This window comes from Methylobacterium sp. 1030 (assembly GCF_040544715.1).
Classification (GTDB): Bacteria; Pseudomonadota; Alphaproteobacteria; order Rhizobiales; family Beijerinckiaceae; genus Methylobacterium.
On sequence record NZ_JBEPKM010000010.1, the window covers coordinates 86,314 to 104,605 of the forward strand.

The following is an 18,292-nucleotide window of genomic DNA, read 5'->3' on the forward strand; positions in this document are numbered from 1 at the left end:
CGATCGACGCAGGATGGCGTCACTCCAATGGGATCGTCATCGATGCTGAACGCTGACCCGCTCGTGCCGCGCCCGAAGCTCGTCAATGCGGCTCTGCTCGCCCGCGCCCTCGACGGGCTCCGGCCGCAGGTCGCCTCGCCGGTCGAGATGTGGCAGCGCCTCACCGATCAGTACGTGGTCGACCTCGACGCGGTCGCGGCGCTCCTGCCCGCCGACGAGCCGGAGACGCGCTGGCTTCCCGCCCGCGACTGAGGCCGGCCCGGACGGCACTGCACCTCTCAAGGGACGCGTCGTGCTGCGCTGGCACATGACGTGCTTCAAGTCTTCAGCAACCGGAGGAAGCGACCAGGCAACGACAACGCGGTGGCTCGCACGCCGGAGCACCCCGCGGACCTTTCGATCACTCGAAGCTGAGGTCCGTCATGTCGGAATTGCTCTCCGTTGCCCTCGTCTGTGCCGGCACGCTGCTGGCCCAGGACTGCTCGCGCGACACCGCCCTCGACGTCATCGTCGCGCCGGCGCACACGCCGATGGAATGCCTGATGCACGCCCAGACGATGGCCGCCCAGGCCGGGTTGCCCGGGGGCAGCGACCGGTACCTCAAGGTCGCCTGCGAGCATCGTCGGAGCGAGTCCGACCCGCGCCCGGTCATTCGCCGCGCCTCGTGACGGCGGGGGTGTGCCGGACGATTCGGCACACCCGAATGTGATCGGCGCGGCGCGTGGTGCATCAAAGTCACGTCACGACAATTCTTGTTCGCATCCGCCTATCGGACAGTTGCCGCCCCCGGGAACGGGACCCATCCTGCACGGCCACGCTGATGCAACCCTCACTCCGGCATCCGCCAACGTTGCCGCCCCGATGGCCCGCGTGCCGGGCAGGGCTCAAGCGAGTGCCTGCCCGATGCTGTACGACGCGTTCGATCTGCAGACCGACATGGCCGCCCAGACCCGGGCGTGGGGGCGGCTGCTGAACGACATCTGGTCGCCCTGGGTCGGGTGGGGCGAGCCGGCGACCTGGATGTCCGCCGGGGCCCGGATGATGATGCGCGCCGGCCTGACCTTCGCGCGGCCGCCCTACGGCATCGAGTCGGTGAATGTCGGGAACCGGAGCGTCCCGGTCTCCGAGGAGGCGGTCGAGGTCACGCCCTTCGCCACGCTGCTCCACTTCAAGAAGGACATCCACACCGAGCAGCCCAAGGTGCTGATGGTGGCGCCGATGTCGGGCCACTTCGCCACGCTGCTCCGCGCCACCGTGCGCACGATGCTGCCCGACCACGACGTCTACATCACCGACTGGCACAACGCCCGGGACGTGCCGCTCTCCGACGGGACCTTCGGCTTCGACGACTACGTGAGCCACCTCATCCAGTTCCTGCGGACCATGGGCGAAGGCGCCCACATGGTGGCGGTGTGCCAGCCCGCCGTGCAGGCCCTGGTAGCCGCCGCCGCGATGGCGCAGTCGAAGGACCCGGCCGCCCCGCGCAGCATGACCCTGATGGCCGGACCGGTGGATTGCCGGATCAACCCGACGGGCGTGAACGAGCTCGCGACCTCCAAGCCGATCGAGTGGTTCGAGAAGAACCTGATCGCCACGGTGCCGTCGCGCCACAAGGGGGCCGGCCGCAAGGTCTATCCGGGTTTCGTGCAGGTCTCGGCCTTCATGGCGATGAACGCCAAGCGCCACGTCCAGGGCCACGCCGACCTGTTCTGGCACATGGCCAACGGCGAGCACGACAAGGCCGAGGCGATCGAGTCCTTCTACGACGAGTATTTCGCCGTGCTCGATCTCGCCGCCGATTTCTACCTGGAGACGGTCAAGACCGTGTTCCAGGACCACGCCCTGGCCCGGAACGCGGTGTCGTATCGGGGCGAGCCGATCGACCTGCGCGCGATCCGCCGCACGGCGCTCATGACGGTCGAGGGTGAGCGGGACGACATCTGCGCCGTCGGCCAGACCATGGCGGCCCACGACCTGTGCTCGGACCTCGCCCCGTACATGCGGACCCATCACCTCCAGGCCGGCGTCGGCCATTACGGCGTCTTCGCCGGCCGGCGCTGGGAGTCGCAGATCTACCCGCAGGTGCGGAACTTCATCCAGGCGCACAACTGACCGCGCCCCGGTCGGGTCGGCGTCGCGCCGATTTGACCCGCCGACCTGCGCGGCCCACCATGCTAGGCACGTGTGACGGGGCCCGCCGGGCGCGGCTCCGTGGGCCACTCCTTCGGCGTGAGGCGGAACGGTCGGCGTGATCGGCAGCAACGGCACCGAGAGCAAGACCCGGGTGGGCGGAGCGGACGCTGCGTCCACGCGGCTCGACCGGCTCGTGGCGCAGGCGCGGGCCGCCGCCCTGTGGGAGCAGGCCTGGCCCGTGCTCTGGCGCGGCATCGGCGTCTTCCTGCTCTTCCTGGTCGTCTCCTGGGCGGGCGTCTGGCTCGACCTCACGCCGCTCTGGCGCCAGATCGGCCTCGGCGCCCTCGCCATCCTGCTCGTTGCCGCGCTCCTGCCGCTGATCCACATCGCCCGGCCGGACCGTCGCCTCGCCCTGGCGCGGCTCGACCGCGAGGCCGCCTCCCGCGATCCGAAGCTGCGGCACGGGCCGGCCTCGGCCGCCCAGGACAGCCTCGCCGTCGGCGCCGCCGATCCGGGGAGCCGGCTGCTGTGGGACCTCCACCAGCGCCGCGCCGCGCAGGCGATCTCGGCCCTGCGGGTCGGCCTGCCGCGGCCGGGCATGACCCGGCACGACCCCTTCGCGCTGCGCGCCGGCCTAGTGGTCGCGGCGGTCGCCAGCCTGTTCGTGGCCGGCCCCGAGTGGCGCCAGCGGATCGGCGCCGCCTTCGACTGGCAGGAGCCGGCGGCGCCCGGCCCGAACTTCCGCGTGGACGGCTGGATCGACCCGCCGCTCTACACGCGGCTTCCGCCGCTGCTGATCGCGATGGACGGGAGCGACCAGCACCTGCGCGCGCCGGTCAACGCGCAGCTGATCGTGCGGATCGCCGGCCAGGGCAAGGCCGCGTCCGAGACGACCCCCACGCCGAATGCCGGCCTCGTCCCGGTGCCGGGCCAGGAGGCGCGCGCCGACCTGCGCGAGGAGCGCTACCGCATCGTCGGCGGCGCCGCGCTGACGATCGTCACCCCGGCGGGCAAGCAGCGTCTCACGGTCGACGCGATCCCCGACCGGCCGCCGGAGGTGACCGCCGTGGGCGGCCCCGAGGTGAACGGGCGCGGCACCTTCAACCTGACCTACCGGGCGAAGGACGATTACGGGATCAGCTCGGCCGAGGCGGTGATCGAGCCGCTGAAATCCGCGCGGGCCCTGGTCCCGGTGCCGCAGATCAACCTGGCGCTGCCGGGCGACGCGAGCGGCGACACCGATACCAAGACCCTCGTGGACCTCACCGAGAGCCCGTGGTCCGGCGCGAAGGTGCGCTACCACATCGTCGTCAAGGACGAGGCCGGCCAGGAGGGGCGCACGCCCGACACCGAGATCGTCCTGCCGGCGCGGCCGTTCCGCGAGCCGCTGGCGCGGGCGCTCGCCGAGCAGCGCCGCCGGCTCGTCATCGCGCCCGACACGGATCGCCGCTGGGTCCAGGGGGCGCTGGACGCCCTGCTGGTCGCGCCCGACACGTACACGCCGCAGCCCGCGATCTTCCTCGGCCTGCGGACCGCGACCGAGCGCCTGCGCCGCGCCCGAACGGATGCCGACCTCGTCGCGGTGGCCGACCTCCTCTGGGAGATGGCTCTCAAGATCGAGGACGGCGACCTGTCGGACGCCGAGAAGCAGCTCCGCCAGGCCCAGGACCGGCTGAAGGAGGCGATCGAGCGCAACGCGCCCGACGACGAGATCAAGCGCCTGACGCAGGACCTGAAGCAGGCGCTCGACAAGTTCCTGTCCGAGATGGCGCAGAAGCAGGGCCGCGAGCCCCGCGAGCAGAGCGAGCGCGGCCAGAGCAACGGGCAGACCAAGACCGTCACGCCGGAGGATCTCGACAAGATGATCCAGGACATGGCGGAGGCGATGAAGCGCGGCGACACCGCCGTGGCGCAACGCCTGATGGAGCAGCTGCGCAACATCCTGGAGAATCTCCAGACCGCCGAGCGCGGCGGACGCTCCGATCAGGCGTCCCGCGAGATGCAGAAGCAGATGCGCGATCTCGACGCGATGTCGCGCGAGCAGCAGGGCCTGCGCGACGAGACCTTCAAGGACGGCGAGGAGCAGCGCGACGGCCAGCGCCCGCAGAACCGCGGCCAGCCGCAGCAGGGACAGCGCGGCCAGCAGGGCCAGCGCCAGCAGGGTCAGAAGGGTCAGCAGGGGCAAGGCCAGCAGGGTCAGGGCCAACAGGGCCAGAAGGGTCAGGGGCAGCAGGGCGAGGGCCAGCAGGGCGGCGTCGGCGAGCGCCAGCAGGCGCTCCGGCAGCGGCTGGAGGACCTTCAGAAGCGCATGAAGGAGAACGGCATGCGCGGCGAGCAGGGCCTCTCCGACGCCGAGGACGCCATGCGCGAGGCCGAGAACGCGCTGAAGGACGGCGATTCGGACGGCGCGGTCGACGCGCAGGGCCGCGCCCTCGACGGCCTCAAGCGCGGCGCCGACGGCATGGCCCAGCAGATGCAGGAGATGGCCGAGGGCCAGGGCGAGGGCCAGCAGGAGGGCGGCCAGCAGCCGGGCCAGCAGGGTCAGGCCGGCGCGCGCGACGACGATCCCCTCGGGCGCCCGACCCGCGGCCGCGACATGAGCGACGGGCGGGTCCGCGTCCCCACGGCCGACGAATCCGCGGTCCAGCGCGCCCGGCGCATCATGGAGGAGCTGCGGCGCAAGCTCGGCGACCCGAGTCGCCCCCGCGAGGAACTCGACTATTTCGAGCGCCTGCTCCGCCGCAACTGAGCGCCCGACACCTCAACGACGCGCCGAGCCGCATCGCGGCTTGCGCCCCACCCGGATCCCCGACCGCATGTCGTCCAACACCCTCGTCCTGATCGCCTGCCTCGCCGTCGCCGCGGTCCTGGTCGCGGGCCTCGCCAACATGATGCGCGGCGGCAGCGTGAACCTCTCGCAGAAGCTGATGCGCCTCCGGGTGCTCCTGCAGTTCGTCGCGATCGTGATCATCATGGGCGTCGTCTGGTGGCGCTCGGCGTGACGTCGTCGGGCCGGGTGTGACCGCGCCGCCGCACCGAACACCTTTCGATCCGGTGAAGGATGAATAGGCCGCCCCGCCGCGCGGGCCTCTGCTACGCTCGGTAGAAGCAAATCGCTGCGCCTAACCGGCCGAGCCCGCATGACTGCCCCTTCCCGCCTCCGTCTGTTCGGCCTTCTGACCGGGGCGGCGATTCTGCCGGCTTCGGCCGCCGACCTCGCGCCGCCGCCGCCCGCCGCCTACGCGGCCCCCGTCCAGCCGCTCAGCATCGTGTCGGAGATCCGGATCGGCGGCTCGGTGCAGGATCCCGGGAGCGCCGAGGGCAAGCTCCCCGGCTTCAGCAAGGCGAACGTCAACGGCGAGATCCTGTTCGCCAAGCCGCGCATCAGCGACGATCCGTTCTGGCAGGCCTTCGTGCCGCGGCCGACCGTCGGCGGCAGCTACAACACCGGCGGCCGGACCAGCTACGCCTATCTCGGCGCGACCTGGACGCTCGAGATCTTCCCCGAGACCTTCAACCGCCGCGTGTTCCTCGACGGGTTCTTCGGCGGCGTGGCCCATAACGGCTGGACCGGCCCGAAGGCCGAGACGCCCTACGGCTTCAACACCCTCGGCTGCTCGCCGATGTTCCGCGAGGCGGCCGCCCTGGGCTTCCGCCTGACGGAGCACTGGAGCATCATGGCGACGGTCGAGCACATGTCGAATGCCGGGCTCTGCGCCAACAACCGCGGCCTGACCAATTTCGGCGGCAAGATCGGCTACACGTTCTGAGGCACGCCACCCCGTGGTCAAGCTCAACCGCATCTACACGAGGACCGGCGACAAGGGGACGACCGCGCTAGCGGACGGGCAGCGGCGCTCGAAGGCGGACCTGCGGGTCGAGACCTACGGCACCGTCGATGAGACCAATGCCTGCATCGGCATGGCGCGCCTGCACACGCAGGGCCCCCTCGACGGGATGCTGGGGGCGATCCAGAACGACCTGTTCGACCTCGGCGCCGACCTCGCGACGCCGCCGACCCCCGAGCCCCTCCCCTACGAGCCGCTGCGGATCGTGGCGAGCCAGGTCGACCGGCTGGAGCGCGACATCGACGCGCTCAACGCCGCGATCCCGCCGCTGAAATCCTTCGTGCTGCCCGGCGGCTCGCCGGCTGCCGCGGCCCTGCACCTCGCCCGGACCGTCTGCCGGCGCGCCGAGCGGCTCGCGGTGAGCCTCGCGGCGCGGGAGGACGAGACGGTCTCGTCCGAGGCGCTGCGCTACCTCAACCGCCTGTCGGACTTCCTGTTCGTGGCGAGCCGGGCGGCGAACGGCGACGGGGCCGACGACGTGCTCTGGGTGCCCGGCGCCAATCGCTGAGCCGGCATCGCGGTTTTCGCGGGGCCGCCACGGCGCCGCGTTGACAAGGCGGAAATGTGGCCGTTACGGTCCGGCGCCTTGCGTGCCCCGGCCACGCTGCGCCTCGCGCGCCCGTGGGAGTGGCCTGCACGACGACAAGAATCCTCCGGGGAAGGATCGTGACCGCCATGAAGGTGCTGGTGCCCGTCAAGCGGGTGGTGGACTACAACGTCAAGATTCGCGTGAAGGCCGACGGCTCCGGCGTCGAGCTCGCCAACGTCAAGATGTCCATGAACCCCTTCGACGAGATCGCCGTCGAGGAGGCGATCCGCCTGAAGGAGAAGGGCAAGGTCACCGAGATCGTGGCCGTGTCGATCGGCCCGCAGCAGGCGCAGGAGACGCTGCGCACGGCACTCGCCATGGGCGCCGACCGGGCGATCCTGGTGAAGACCGACGTGAACTGCGAGCCGCTCGCCGTCGCGAAGCTCCTGAAGGCCGTCGTCGAGAAGGAGAGGCCGGAGCTCGTCATCCTCGGCAAGCAGGCGATCGACGACGACTCGAACCAGACCGGCCAGATGCTCGCCGCCCTGCTCGGCTGGCCTCAGGGCACCTTCGCGTACAAGATCGAGCCCGGCGAGGGCAGCCTCGACGTCACCCGCGAGGTCGATGGCGGCCTGCAGACCGTGAGCCTCAAGCTGCCGGCCATCGTGACGACGGACCTCCGCCTCAACGAGCCGCGCTACGCATCGCTGCCCAACATCATGAAGGCCAAGAAGAAGCCCCTGGAGGAGCTGGCACCCGACGCGCTCGGCGTCGACGTCACGCCGCGGCTCACGGTGCTGAAGACCGCCGAACCGCCGGGCCGCTCGGCCGGCGTCAAGGTCGCCTCCGCGGCCGAGCTCGTCCAGAAGCTCAAGGTCGAAGCCGGCGTCATCTGATCCGAGGCGGGGCTCCCGGTCGACGGTCGAGCCCCGCGCCACCACCTTCGAGGGCACCAGCAGACCATGACGACACTTCTCTTCGTCGAGCACGGCAACGGCCAGATCAAGGACAGCACGCTGAAGGCGCTCGCCGCCGCCAAGGAGATCGGCGCGCCGGTCCACGCCCTCGTGCTGGGCACCGGCTCCAAGGCCGTGGCCGAGACCGCGGGCAAGCTCGACGGCGTCGAGAAGGTCCTGAACGCCGAGGACGGCGTCTACGACCACGATCTCGCCGAGCCGGTCTCGGCGCTCATCGCCGCCATCGCCGAGCCCTACGACACGATCATCGCCTCGGCCTCGACCACGGGCAAGAACGTGCTGCCGCGCGTGGCCGCCCTGCTCGACGTCGCGCAGGTCTCCGACATCATCAAGGTGGTCTCGCCCGACACGTTCGAGCGGCCGATCTACGCCGGCAACGCCATCCAGACCGTGCAGGCGCCCGCCGGCAAGAAGGTGATCACCGTGCGCACGGCGGCCTTCAAGGCGGCCGAAGAGGGCGGCGCCCCGGCGCCGGTGGAGGCCGTCTCGGCGGCCGCGCCTGAGGCGGGCGGCTCGAGCTTCAAGGGCGAGGAGATCGCCAAGTCCGACCGGCCGGAATTGGCCTCGGCGCGGATCATCGTCTCCGGCGGCCGCTCGCTCGGATCCTCGGACAAGTTCCACGAGCTGATCGAGCCGCTGGCCGACTCGCTGGGCGCCGCCGTCGGCGCCTCGCGCGCCGCCGTGGACGCGGGCTACGCGCCGAACGACTGGCAGGTGGGGCAGACCGGCAAGGTCGTGGCGCCGGACCTCTACGTCGCGGTGGGGATCTCGGGCGCGATCCAGCACCTCGCCGGCATGAAGGACTCGAAGGTCATCGTCGCCATCAACAAGGATGAGGACGCGCCGATCTTCCAGGTGGCCGATTACGGCCTCGTCGGCGACCTGTTCCAGGTCGTTCCCGAGCTGCAATCCGAGATCGGCAAAGCCAAGGGCCAGTAACGGCACCGGATCTGGCAACCCGCGAGCATTGTCGCAGAACGCGGCTTCACGGGTTCCTTCCGGATCGAGGATTGGTCTAGAAGGCAGCAGCGGCGAGACTTCGCGCGGTGCCGTCGCGTCCGTGCCGTCCAGAGAGCTGGGCGGCAGCGCTGCGGCATCCGCCTTGGGGGCACAGGTCGGCACATGCATATGGAGATCAAGCGGGTCGGCATCGTCGGCGCGGGCCAGATGGGCAGCGGCATCGCGCAAGTCTGCGCCACCGCCGGCTTCGAGGTTCTGCTGAACGACCGCGATCCCGCCCGGCTCGAGAACGGGCTGTCGGTGATCGAGGGCAGCCTCGCGCGCCTCGTCTCGAAGGGCACGCTCACCGAAGGCGACAGCGGCGAGGCCCGCTCGCGCATCGTCCCCGCCCGCGACTTCGCTGCCCTCGGCCCGTGCGATCTCGTCATCGAGGCGGCGACCGAGAACGAGGCGACGAAGCGCGAGATCTTCACCACGCTCTGCGGGTCGCTGCGGCCGGAGACCCTCGTGGCGACCAACACGTCGTCGATCTCCATCACCCGGCTGGCGGCGGCGACCGACCGGCCGGAGAAGTTCATCGGCATCCACTTCATGAACCCAGTGCCGGTGATGCAGCTCGTCGAGCTGATCCGCGGCATCGCGACCGAGGACACGACCTACGAGTCGGCCAAGGCGTTCATCGCGAAACTCGGCAAGACGTCGACGATGTCGGAGGATTTCCCGGCCTTCATCGTCAACCGGATCCTGCTGCCGATGATCAACGAGGCGATCTACACGCTCTACGAGGGCGTCGGATCGGTCGAGTCGATCGACACCGCCATGAAGCTCGGCGCGAACCACCCGATGGGCCCGCTGCAGCTGGCCGACTTCATCGGCCTCGATACCTGCCTGTCGGTCATGCAGGTTCTCTACGAGGGCCTCGCCGATTCGAAGTACCGGCCCTGCCCGCTCCTCGTGAAGTACGTCGAGGCCGGCTGGCTCGGCCGGAAGGCCAAGCGCGGCTTCTACGATTACCGCGGCCCGACGCCGATCCCGACCCGCTGAGAGGGTCGGCCGCGGGACGGCGCATCCCGTCCCGCGCGCGACGCCTTACTTCGGCGCGCCGTTCGCGCCCGGCTGGGCCGGCTGCGGATAGGACGGGTTGCCGCCCGGGACGGCGGTGCTGTTCGACGGCGACGACCCGCCGGACTGGCCGTTGACCGAGCCCGTCACCTCCTTGCGCGACGCGTCCTGGCTCTGGCTGGCGTAGTCCTTCGGCGAGTTCGCGCCGTTCCACGTGAGCAGGCCCACGGTGGCGATCGCCAGCAGGACGAGGCTCGCCACCAGGACCCAGAGCACCGGCTTGCCGCGCTCGCCCTGGCGGCTCTCGTTGGGGTTCAGTCTCTCGGCCATGTGCAAAACCTTCCTCGGCGGGACGCCACACGCCGGAACGGGCGCTGTGCGACACGATCTCGTTACCGGCCGCCAACGCGGGGCCGCCGAGGCAGGTTCCTGACGGGGCCGGCTCAGCGGCCGGTCGTCAGCAGGATCTTGCCGAGATGGGCGCTCGATTCCATCAGCTCGTGCGCCTCCCGCGCCCGCTCGAGCGGGAACGTGGCGTGGGTGACGGAGCGGATGCGTCCGGCCTCGAGTTCGGGCCAGATGTCCCGACGGAGACCGTCGGCGATCGCGGCCTTGTCGGCCTTCCCGCGTGGCCGGAGCGTCGAGCCGGTGAAGGTCAGGCGGTTGCGCATGATCGGCGTGATGTTCAGCCCGTCGACCTTGTAGCCGCCCATCAGCGCGATCATCACCAGCCGCCCGTCCGGTGCCAGCGACTTCAGGTTCCGGGCGAGGTAGCTGGCGCCGATCATGTCGAGGATGACGTCGACGCCGCGCCCGTCGGTGAGGCGCTTCAGTTCCTCGGCGAAGTCGGCCTGCTTGTAGTCGATCGCGGCATCCGCCCCGAGATCCTCGCAGAACCGGCACTTCTCGGCGGAGCCCGCCGTCGCGAAGACCCGGGCGCCGACATGCTTGGCGATCTGGATCGCCGTGGCGCCGATGCCGCTCGACCCGCCGTGGACGAGGAAGCTCTCGCCGCGCGTCAGGCGGCCGCGCTGGACCACGTTGGAGTAGACCGTGAAGAAGGTCTCCGGCAGACCGCCGGCATCGACCAGCGAGACGGCCTTCGGTCGCGGCAGGCAGTGGGCCGCCTCGGCCACGGCGTACTCGGCGTAGCCGCCGCTGATCACCAGGGCGCAGACCTCGTCGCCGGCCGACAGGCCCTCGACCCCGCTGCCGAGCGCGACCACGCGGCCGGCGACTTCGAGGCCGGGAATCTCGGTGGCGCCGGGCGGCGGCGGGTACACCCCGGACCGCTGCGCGACGTCGGGCCGGTTCACCCCGGCCGCCACCACCTCGATCAGGACCTGGCCGGGCCCCGGGCTCGGCACGGGCGCGTTCTCCAGGCTGATCACCTCCGGTCCCCCGGAACCCGCGTAACGGATCTGGCGCATGGTCCCGGGCAGGTCGGTGGTGGCCATCAGCGATTGTCCTCAGCGCGCACGTCGTCTCGGCCGCGCTCACGGTGTCGCGGCCCGGCTCTACTTGCGGCAACGGGCGCGCTTGGCAAGCCGCGTGCCCGTTGCCGGTCCGGGGAGCCGCCTAGCGGGCCGCCGCCTTCACGGCGGCCGGGAGGACGATCGCGCCCTGCGCGAGGCTCTTCGGCCAGACCGCGACCTGCTTGCCGTCCTGCCACTGCGCCATCAGGCCGGTAACGAAGCCCGGCCCGTACTTGATCGAGTGGGTGAATTGGTCGTCCTTGCCGTAGAACTGCGTGCGCCCGACGGTGCCGACCCAGTCGGTCTTCTCCAGGGCGTCGACGAGCTTGTCGGCCTCCGTGGTGCCGGCCCGCTTCACCGCGTCGGCGGCGTAGTAGACCTGATCGTAGGCCATGTACCCGGCGTAGGACGGGTCGCTGCCGAAGCGCTTCTTGAACGCGGCGCTGAAGGCGAGCGACTTGTCGGTGATCGCCGCGCCCGGCACGGCGATGCTCTGGAAGATCACGCCCTGGGTCGCGCCGTTGGTGTTCGACCAGAAGGTCGAGGAGGTCGCCTGCGAGTTCATGCCGGTCATGGCGAGCGGCACCTTCTGGTTCTGCCACTGCACGGTCGGCTGCACGCCGACATGCGAGATGCCGGTGACGATCAGGTCGGGCTTGGCCGCCTCGATCTTGTTGTAGATCGGCGTGAAGTCGCCCGTGTCCGGCGAGAAGCGGATGTGGTCGACGACCTTCACGCCGATCTCGGGCAGGCACTTCTCGTAGCCGACGTCGAGCGGCCGGGTCCAGGCCGCGTCCTCGCTCATGATCGCGGCGGTCTTCACCTTCATCAGGTCGATCAGCATGTCCTTGGTGGAATCGCAGATGGACTGGGCGAGCGCCGCCGAGGTCAGGTAGCCATGGAAGGTGTACTTGTTGCGCGCGTAGTCCTTGTGGACCGCGGCGCTGATCTCGTTCGAGGCCGCGCCGGGCGTGATCATCGGCGTCTTGAGCCGGGCCGCCCAGGGCATCAGCGCCAGCACGACCTCGGAGATGTAGCTGGCGATGACGAGGTTGACCTTGTCCTCGGAGACCGCCCGCTGGAAGGCTCGGACCGCGTCGGAGGCCGAGGACTTGTCGTCGTAGGTGACGACCTGGATCTGGCGCCCGTCGACGCCGCCCTGGGCGTTGATCTCGTCGGCGGCGAGCTGGACGGCCTGCGGGATCGAGGCCCCGACCACCGACTGCGCCTCGGCGATCACCCCGATCCTGATGGGATCCGCGGCCCGCGCCTGTGTCGATCCCAGTAATCCGGCCACTGCGAGCAGGGCGAGGGCCCGGCTCGAGACGCTGCGTTCCATCGGCATGGGCTTCCTCCTGCGGCCCGTGCGGCTTTTGCCGCCGCATCGGGTTCAGGACAGGATAGTGCAGCACGCGGATGCTTGAATACAGTGTGCAGATGCGGAAAGCCGTGACAGACGGGCGCTCACCTGTCCGCCCGGCCGAAGATCAGGCTCAGATTGTTGGCGGGCATGGCCACGCGCCGGACCAGGCTGAGCCCGTGCCGGGTCGCTTCCGCCGCGACGGCGTCGAGGTCCCGCACGCCCCAGGCGGGATCCCGCGCGCGTAAGGAGGCGTCGAAGGCGGCGTTGCTCTCCGCGAACGGCCGGTCCGCCTCGCGGAACGGCCCGTACAGGAACAGGACGCCGCCCGCGCTCAGGACGCGTCCGGCGCCGGCCATCAAGCCCTCGGTGGCGGCCCAGGGCGCGATGTGGATCATGTTGATGCACACGATCCCGTCGACCCGCTCGACGGGCCACGCCGCGGCGGCGGCGTCGAGCGCGAGCGGCGGCCGGATATTGGCGAGCCCGGCCCGGAGCGCGTGCGCGGCGATGCTGCGCCGGGCGGCGGGTTCGGGATCGCTCGGCAGCCAGTCCAGGCCAGGCAGGGCCGCGGCGACGTGAACCGCGTGCTCACCGGAGCCGCTGGCGATCTCCAGAACGGTGCCGCTGTCGGGCAGGATCTCGCGGAGCACGGCCAGGATCGCGTCGCGGTTGCGCGCGACGGCCGGCGCCGTCAGGGCCTCGTTGACGTCGACGTCCCAGCCGAGCATGGAGGCCCTCCATCGGTCTGCGCAGTCCGTCGACGGGATGGCGGCCGGACGCGTCACGCACCCATATTGCGCGGGCGGACCCGTTGCCATACCGCATTCCACCGGTGTTCCGCCCGTTCGATGCGCTGTTCGCGCCAGCCTCCGCGTCTCTCGCGGTGCGAACCGTCCCGATCGGCCCGGCAGGGTTGAGAGCGCCGCCCCACTTCCGGACTTGCCGTCCTCCGAGACGTCCAGGGATTCGCCCATCGTGCCCGACCCGCAAGCCGCCCGGACACTACCCAAGGTCGCGACCGGCATCACCGGTTTCGACGACCTGACCCATGGCGGTCTGCCGGCTGGGCGGCCGACGCTCATCTGCGGCGCCGCGGGCTGCGGCAAGACGCTGTTCGCCACGACCTTTTTGGTCAACGGCGCGACGCTCTACGGCCAGCCCGGCGTGTTCATGAGCTTCGAGGAGCGGGCCGAGGATCTGGCGGCGAACGTCGCGTCGCTCGGCTACGACCTCGACGGTCTCGTCGCCGCGGGCCATCTCGCCATCGACCACGTGCGCGTGGAGCGGAGCGAGATCGAGGAGACCGGAGAGTACGACCTCGAGGGCCTGTTCATCCGCCTCGGCTTCGCGGTGGACTCGATCGGGGCCAAGCGCGTCGTCCTCGACACGATCGAGACGCTGTTCGCGGGCTTCACCGATCCGACCCTGCTCCGCGCCGAGCTGCGCCGCCTGTTCGGCTGGATCAAGGATCGCGGCCTGACCGCGATCATCACGGGCGAGCGCGGCGACGGGCCGCTCACCCGCCAGGGCCTGGAGGAGTACGTCTCCGACTGCGTCGTGCTGCTCGACAACCGCGTCGAGGACCAGATCACCACGCGACGGTTGCGCGTCGTCAAGTATCGAGGCTCCGCCCACGGCACCAACGAGTACCCGTTCCTGATCGATCACGCGGGGATCAGCGTCCTGCCGGTGACCTCGGCGGATCTCGTCTACGGGGTGCCCGACGGCATCCTCTCGACGGGGATCGCCGGGCTCGACGCCATGCTGGGGCCGCGGGGCTTCCATCGCGGCTCCGGGATCCTGATCTCCGGCGAGGCCGGGACCGGGAAGAGCATGCTCGCCGCCTCGATCCTCGACGCGGCCTGCCGGCGCGGCGAGCGCTGCATGGCCTTCGTGTTCGAGGAGAGCGGTGCCCAGATCATCCGCAACGCGCGCTCGATCGGGCTCGACCTCGCCGCGCACGTGGCGAGCGGCCGCCTCCGCTTCGAGGCCGCGCGGCCGAGCCTGTTCGGTCTGGAGACGCATCTCGCGCGGATGCACCGCGACCTCGACCAGTTCCGGCCGGACGTGGTGGTGCTCGACCCGATCTCGGCCCTGCGCGGGTCGTCGGGCGAGCTGCAGGCGACGCTCCTGCGCATGATCGACCTGATCAAGACCCGCGGCATCACGGCGATCTTCACGACCCTCCGCGGCGACGGCTCCCTGATCGAGGACAACGATCTCGGCGTGTCCTCCCTGATGGATGCCTGGATCAAGCTCCAGAACATGGAGGCGAACGGCGAGCGGACGCGGACCCTCTACGTCATCAAGGCGCGGGGTATGAGCCACTCCAACCAGATCCGCGAATTTCTGATGTCGTCGGACGGGATCCAGTTGGTGGATGCCTATATTGGTCCTTCAGGTGTTCTCACCGGCACCGCGCGCCTGGTTCAGGAGGCTCAGGAACGCGCGGCCGCGCTGCAGCACCGGGACGCGACCGAGCGCCGGCTCCGAGATATGGCGCGCCGACGCTCCGCCTTGGAGCGTCAGATCGAGGAGCTCAGGGCCGGTCTCGAGGCGGCCGTGGACGAGGAGGAGAGCCTGCGTACCGAGGACGCGGCGCGGGGCGTCACGCTCGCGGCGGAGCAGCAGGCGTTGAGCGCACGACGGAGTGCCGCGGAATGAGCGATACGACATCGGACGACCAAGCACCCGAGACGGATCCCGACCGCGATGCCGGCCACTATCACCTGCGCCTCTACGTCGCCGGGCAGACGGCCAAGTCTCTCGCTGCCCTGAGCAACCTGAAGCGGTTCTGCGAGGAGCACCTGGCCGGCCATTACGACATCGAGGTCATCGACCTCATGAAGAACCCTCAGCTCGCCGCCGGCGATCAGATCCTCGCGATCCCGACCCTCGTGCGCCGGCTGCCGTCGCCGCTCAAGCGGATCATCGGCGACCTGTCGAACACCGAGAAGGTTCTGGTCGGCCTCGACATCCGTCCCAAGGCCGACCGGCCTTGAACGCGGCCGCCTCGTCTCCGACGGACGCGGAGCACGTCCGGTTGCGGCTGTTCGTGGCCGGAACCGCGTCGCGCTCGCTGCGCGCGGTCGAAGTGCTGCGCCGCATCTGCGAGGCCCACTTCCCGGGCCGCTACGAGCTGGAGATCGTCGACATCTATCAGCAGCCCGACCTTGCCGAGCGCGACGGGATCCTCGCCGCGCCCACACTCCTGAGACTGGCGCCGGGGCCGGAACGGCGCCTCTCGGGCGACCTCCTGGATGAGGGCCGCGTGCTGCGCAGTCTCGAGATCGCGTCCGCCGCGGAGCCGCTCTGATGGGTGTGGACGCTCTGCTGCCCGGCGACGAGCCCGGGCTCGACGCCTATCGCGCCCATATCCGCGAGCTCGAGGCGCGGCTGGAGGAGAGCGAGGAGACCCTCGCGGCCATCCGCCGGGGCGATTTCGACGCCGTCGTGGTGGAGGGCCCGAACCACGAGCGCCTCGTCTACACGCTCGAGAACGCGGACCTGCCCTACCGGGCGCTAATCGAGCAGATGCAGGAAGGCGCGTTCACGTTGGCGCTGGACGGGACGCTGCTCTACTGCAACCGGCGGCTGGCCGAGATGCTCGGCGAGCCGCAGGAGCGCCTGACCGGCCGCGCGCTCCGGAATTTCGTCCACGCGGATGTCGACCTCGGGCGCCTGATCCGGCACGCGATGGACGGGCCCGTCCGCGAGGAGATCGCGCTGCACGCGGCGGGATCGGAGAGCGCGACCTTCCTGTCGCTCAGCCGCTTCGCCTGCCAGGGCGATCAGCCGCTCCTCTGCGGGATCCTGACGGACCTGACCGAGCAGCGACGCAGTATGCAGGCGTTGGCGGAGGCTCATGCCAAACTCCAGTCCGAGAGCGCCGAGCGCGAGCGCGTGGAGGAGGCGCTGCGGCAGTCGCAGAAGCTCGAAGCGGTGGGGCAGCTGACCGGCGGCGTCGCCCACGACTTCAACAACCTGCTGACGGTGATCAAATCCTCCACCGACCTGCTCAAGCGCCCGGACCTGCCGGAGGAGCGCCGTCGCCGTTACGTCGAGGCCATCTCCGACACGGTCGACCGCGCCGCCAAGCTGACCGGCCAGCTCCTGGCCTTCGCGCGCCGTCAGGCCCTCCGGCCCGAGGTTTTCGAGGTGGGCGCCTCGCTGCGGGCCGTGGCGGAGATGCTGGATTCGGTCACCGGAGCGCGCATCAGCGTTCTGGCCGAAATCCCCGCCACCCCCTGCTACATCCGCGCCGACCTCAGCCAGTTCGAGACCGCGCTGATCAACATGGCGGTGAACGCCCGCGACGCGATGGGCGGTGAGGGCACCCTCACCCTGAAGCTATCCGGCGACCGGCCGATGCCGGCGATCCGCGGTCACGCGGGGTCGCGCAGCACCTTCGCGGCGGTGTCGCTGTCCGACACCGGCATCGGCATTCCGTCCGACGTGCTGCCGCGCATCTTCGAACCGTTCTTCACCACCAAGGACATCGGCAAGGGCACCGGGCTCGGGCTGTCCCAAGTCTTCGGCTTCGCCAAGCAGTCCGGGGGCGACGTCGACGTGTCCAGCAGCCCGGGCCACGGCACGACCTTCACGCTCTACCTGCCGCAGGCGGAGTACGCGCCGGACATGTCCGTCACGCCGCGGAGCGAGGAGAGCGGGCTCGACGGCGCCAGCCTCTGCGTGCTGGTGGTCGAGGACAACATCGAGGTCGGCCGCTTCGCCACGCAGATCCTGGAAGATCTCGGGCACAAGACCGTCTGGGCGACCAATGCCGAGGAGGCGCTCGTCGAGATCGAGAGGATCCCCTTCCGCTTCGACGCCGTCTTCTCCGACGTCGTGATGCCCGGCATGGGCGGCATCGCGCTGGCCCGCGAGCTGCAGCGGCGCCTGCCCGACCTGCCGGTGGTCCTCACCTCCGGCTACAGCCACGTGCTGGCGCAGGAGGGCGTCCACGGCTTCGACCTGATCCAGAAGCCCTATTCGGTGGATCAGCTCTCGCAGACCCTCCGTAAGGTCGTCGGCAAGGGCCGCGCCGGAGCCCGGCGGCGGCGCTGAGGCCGGCTCCTAGCGGGTGCCGTACATCCGGTCGCCGGCGTCGCCGAGGCCCGGGACGATGTAGCCGTGGTCGTTCAGGTGGCTGTCGATCGCCGCGGTCCAGACCGGCACGTCCGGATGGGCGGCCTGGAACTTGGCAAGGCCCTCCGGCGCCGCCAGCAGGCAGACGAAGCGGAGGTCGGAGGCGCCCCGGGCCTTGAGGCGGTCGAGGGCCGCGATCGCCGAGTTGGCGGTCGCCAGCATCGGATCCAGCACCAGCACCGTCCGGTCGGCCAGATCGGACGGCGCCTTGAAGTAGTACTCCACGGCTTCCAGCGTCTCGGGATCCCGGTAGAGCCCGATATGCGCGACGCGGGCCGACGGCACCAGCGACAGCATGCCGTCGAGAAAGCCCACTCCGGCGCGGAGGATCGGCGCGAGCACCAGCTTCTTGCCCTGGATCTGCTGCCCCTGCATCGGCTGGAGGGGCGTCTCGATGGTGACGGGCTCCAGCGGGAGGTCACGGGTCACCTCGTAGGCCAGCAGCATCCCGATCTCGTTGAGGATCTGCCGGAAGCCCTTGGTCGAGCGGTTCTTGTCCCGCAGATGGGTCAGCTTGTGCTGCACCAGCGGGTGATCGACCACGGTGACCCGAGCCGTCGACATGCCCCGAACCCTCCCCTTGCGGTTGAGGAGCAATGCAGGAGCGAAGGCCGGGGTGCAACTCGTCCCGGTGATCCCGGCGGAAGGCCGGATCGACGGAGGTGCGTGAGGACTCGGGTAGGCATCGCGGCCGGGCGCGGAATCCTCTCGGATGGATGGGAGCTCGGTCGGCGCGGACCGTCGCGTGCGGGTCCGGCACAAGCGTCACTTGTCTCGTCGCCGTCAACGCTTTCGTC

Annotated in this window: 19 protein-coding genes; 14 read left to right on the forward strand and 5 right to left on the reverse strand. The window is 70.4% G+C overall.

Translation table 11 applies throughout. The annotated features are described in order from the left end of the window. Positions 1-42: 42 nt before the first annotated feature. From ABIC30_RS16015 to ABIC30_RS16060, 10 genes are all read left to right on the forward strand, one after another. Positions 43-252: a hypothetical protein gene (locus ABIC30_RS16015; RefSeq protein WP_020091857.1), complete on the forward strand. Its 210-nt coding sequence runs from the start codon at positions 43-45 to the stop codon at positions 250-252. A 170-nt stretch (positions 253-422) separates the two neighbouring features. Continuing rightward, positions 423-668, forward strand: a complete 246-nt coding sequence (locus ABIC30_RS16020) for a hypothetical protein (RefSeq protein ID WP_020091856.1) — start codon at positions 423-425, stop codon at positions 666-668. A gap of 235 nt (positions 669-903) precedes the next feature. Then, positions 904-2,112, forward strand: coding sequence for a polyhydroxyalkanoate depolymerase (locus tag ABIC30_RS16025; RefSeq protein ID WP_020091855.1), 1,209 nt, complete (start codon positions 904-906; stop codon positions 2,110-2,112). Between the two features lie 136 nt (positions 2,113-2,248). Then, entirely contained in the window at positions 2,249-4,882 is a 2,634-nt protein-coding gene (locus ABIC30_RS16030) for a TIGR02302 family protein (protein ID WP_354455718.1), read from the forward strand. A 67-nt stretch (positions 4,883-4,949) separates the two neighbouring features. Next, complete coding sequence (locus ABIC30_RS16035) at positions 4,950-5,135, forward strand: twin transmembrane helix small protein (protein ID WP_020091853.1); 186 nt, start codon at positions 4,950-4,952, stop codon at positions 5,133-5,135. A gap of 138 nt (positions 5,136-5,273) precedes the next feature. Next, the gene (locus ABIC30_RS16040; RefSeq protein ID WP_020091852.1) at positions 5,274-5,903 is read left to right on the forward strand and encodes an acyloxyacyl hydrolase; all 630 of its coding nucleotides are present in this window, start codon (positions 5,274-5,276) and stop codon (positions 5,901-5,903) included. Positions 5,904-5,916: 13 nt separating this feature from the next. Beyond that, complete coding sequence (locus ABIC30_RS16045; protein ID WP_020091851.1) at positions 5,917-6,489, forward strand: cob(I)yrinic acid a,c-diamide adenosyltransferase; 573 nt, start codon at positions 5,917-5,919, stop codon at positions 6,487-6,489. Between the two features lie 167 nt (positions 6,490-6,656). After that, positions 6,657-7,406 (forward strand): electron transfer flavoprotein subunit beta/FixA family protein, encoded by a 750-nt coding sequence (locus ABIC30_RS16050; RefSeq protein ID WP_020091850.1) that lies wholly within the window; start codon positions 6,657-6,659, stop codon positions 7,404-7,406. A 66-nt stretch (positions 7,407-7,472) separates the two neighbouring features. Beyond that, a complete protein-coding gene (locus tag ABIC30_RS16055) occupies positions 7,473-8,426 on the forward strand; it encodes an electron transfer flavoprotein subunit alpha/FixB family protein (RefSeq protein WP_020091849.1) in 954 nt (317 codons plus the stop codon). Between the two features lie 183 nt (positions 8,427-8,609). After that, the gene (locus ABIC30_RS16060) at positions 8,610-9,491 is read left to right on the forward strand and encodes a 3-hydroxybutyryl-CoA dehydrogenase (RefSeq protein ID WP_026604743.1); all 882 of its coding nucleotides are present in this window, start codon (positions 8,610-8,612) and stop codon (positions 9,489-9,491) included. A gap of 45 nt (positions 9,492-9,536) precedes the next feature. On the opposite strand, the gene ABIC30_RS16065 is transcribed toward ABIC30_RS16060, so the two are convergent. The 4 genes from ABIC30_RS16065 to ABIC30_RS16080 all read right to left on the reverse strand — a co-directional run bounded on the left by ABIC30_RS16065 (position 9,537) and on the right by ABIC30_RS16080 (position 13,075). Beyond that, positions 9,537-9,839 (reverse strand): flagellar basal body-associated FliL family protein, encoded by a 303-nt coding sequence (locus tag ABIC30_RS16065; protein ID WP_020091847.1) that lies wholly within the window; start codon positions 9,837-9,839, stop codon positions 9,537-9,539. Between the two features lie 113 nt (positions 9,840-9,952). Further along, positions 9,953-10,966: an NAD(P)H-quinone oxidoreductase gene (locus ABIC30_RS16070; RefSeq protein ID WP_020091846.1), complete on the reverse strand. Its 1,014-nt coding sequence runs from the start codon at positions 10,964-10,966 to the stop codon at positions 9,953-9,955. 121 nt (positions 10,967-11,087) lie between these two features. After that, positions 11,088-12,329 (reverse strand): ABC transporter substrate-binding protein, encoded by a 1,242-nt coding sequence (locus tag ABIC30_RS16075; protein ID WP_091677173.1) that lies wholly within the window; start codon positions 12,327-12,329, stop codon positions 11,088-11,090. Positions 12,330-12,448: 119 nt separating this feature from the next. Further along, the gene (locus ABIC30_RS16080; RefSeq protein WP_020096503.1) at positions 12,449-13,075 is read right to left on the reverse strand and encodes a DUF938 domain-containing protein; all 627 of its coding nucleotides are present in this window, start codon (positions 13,073-13,075) and stop codon (positions 12,449-12,451) included. A gap of 247 nt (positions 13,076-13,322) precedes the next feature. Here ABIC30_RS16080 and kaiC point away from each other — a divergent pair, with 247 nt between their 5' ends. From kaiC to ABIC30_RS16100, 4 genes are read left to right on the forward strand one after another with little or no spacing between them, the layout of a single operon-like run. After that, positions 13,323-15,011, forward strand: a complete 1,689-nt coding sequence (gene kaiC / locus ABIC30_RS16085; RefSeq protein ID WP_020096504.1) for a circadian clock protein KaiC — start codon at positions 13,323-13,325, stop codon at positions 15,009-15,011. Beyond that, positions 15,008-15,349, forward strand: a complete 342-nt coding sequence (locus tag ABIC30_RS16090; RefSeq protein ID WP_020096505.1) for a circadian clock KaiB family protein — start codon at positions 15,008-15,010, stop codon at positions 15,347-15,349. Before kaiC ends, ABIC30_RS16090 begins: the two co-directional genes overlap by 4 nt. A gap of 41 nt (positions 15,350-15,390) precedes the next feature. Further along, a complete protein-coding gene (locus ABIC30_RS16095) occupies positions 15,391-15,663 on the forward strand; it encodes a circadian clock KaiB family protein (RefSeq protein ID WP_020096506.1) in 273 nt (90 codons plus the stop codon). Continuing rightward, the gene (locus ABIC30_RS16100; protein ID WP_020096507.1) at positions 15,663-17,414 is read left to right on the forward strand and encodes an ATP-binding protein; all 1,752 of its coding nucleotides are present in this window, start codon (positions 15,663-15,665) and stop codon (positions 17,412-17,414) included. Before ABIC30_RS16095 ends, ABIC30_RS16100 begins: the two co-directional genes overlap by 1 nt. 9 nt (positions 17,415-17,423) lie before the next feature. Here the strand turns inward: ABIC30_RS16100 and upp are convergent, their stop codons facing one another. Continuing rightward, positions 17,424-18,059 carry a uracil phosphoribosyltransferase gene (upp, locus tag ABIC30_RS16105; protein WP_020096508.1) on the reverse strand — a complete coding sequence of 212 codons (636 nt, stop codon included), beginning with the start codon at positions 18,057-18,059 and terminating at the stop codon, positions 17,424-17,426. Between the last annotated feature and the right edge of the window lie 233 nt (positions 18,060-18,292).

What these genes read in the sequence shown, in the direction of transcription:
- ABIC30_RS16050 (WP_020091850.1), top strand. Translation starts at nt 6,657, where the DNA reads ATGAAGGTGCTGGTGCCCGTCAAGCGGGTGGTGGACTACAACGTCAAG.
- ABIC30_RS16080 (WP_020096503.1), bottom strand. Translation starts at nt 13,075, where the DNA reads ATGCTCGGCTGGGACGTCGACGTCAACGAGGCCCTGACGGCGCCGGCC.
- ABIC30_RS16025 (WP_020091855.1), top strand. Translation starts at nt 904, where the DNA reads ATGCTGTACGACGCGTTCGATCTGCAGACCGACATGGCCGCCCAGACC.
- ABIC30_RS16075 (WP_091677173.1), bottom strand. Translation starts at nt 12,329, where the DNA reads ATGCCGATGGAACGCAGCGTCTCGAGCCGGGCCCTCGCCCTGCTCGCA.
- ABIC30_RS16090 (WP_020096505.1), top strand. Translation starts at nt 15,008, where the DNA reads ATGAGCGATACGACATCGGACGACCAAGCACCCGAGACGGATCCCGAC.
- ABIC30_RS16020 (WP_020091856.1), top strand. Translation starts at nt 423, where the DNA reads ATGTCGGAATTGCTCTCCGTTGCCCTCGTCTGTGCCGGCACGCTGCTG.
- ABIC30_RS16100 (WP_020096507.1), top strand. Translation starts at nt 15,663, where the DNA reads ATGGGTGTGGACGCTCTGCTGCCCGGCGACGAGCCCGGGCTCGACGCC.
- ABIC30_RS16040 (WP_020091852.1), top strand. Translation starts at nt 5,274, where the DNA reads ATGACTGCCCCTTCCCGCCTCCGTCTGTTCGGCCTTCTGACCGGGGCG.
- ABIC30_RS16065 (WP_020091847.1), bottom strand. Translation starts at nt 9,839, where the DNA reads ATGGCCGAGAGACTGAACCCCAACGAGAGCCGCCAGGGCGAGCGCGGC.
- ABIC30_RS16035 (WP_020091853.1), top strand. Translation starts at nt 4,950, where the DNA reads ATGTCGTCCAACACCCTCGTCCTGATCGCCTGCCTCGCCGTCGCCGCG.
- ABIC30_RS16015 (WP_020091857.1), top strand. Translation starts at nt 43, where the DNA reads ATGCTGAACGCTGACCCGCTCGTGCCGCGCCCGAAGCTCGTCAATGCG.
- upp (WP_020096508.1), bottom strand. Translation starts at nt 18,059, where the DNA reads ATGTCGACGGCTCGGGTCACCGTGGTCGATCACCCGCTGGTGCAGCAC.
- ABIC30_RS16055 (WP_020091849.1), top strand. Translation starts at nt 7,473, where the DNA reads ATGACGACACTTCTCTTCGTCGAGCACGGCAACGGCCAGATCAAGGAC.
- ABIC30_RS16070 (WP_020091846.1), bottom strand. Translation starts at nt 10,966, where the DNA reads ATGGCCACCACCGACCTGCCCGGGACCATGCGCCAGATCCGTTACGCG.
- ABIC30_RS16060 (WP_026604743.1), top strand. Translation starts at nt 8,610, where the DNA reads ATGCATATGGAGATCAAGCGGGTCGGCATCGTCGGCGCGGGCCAGATG.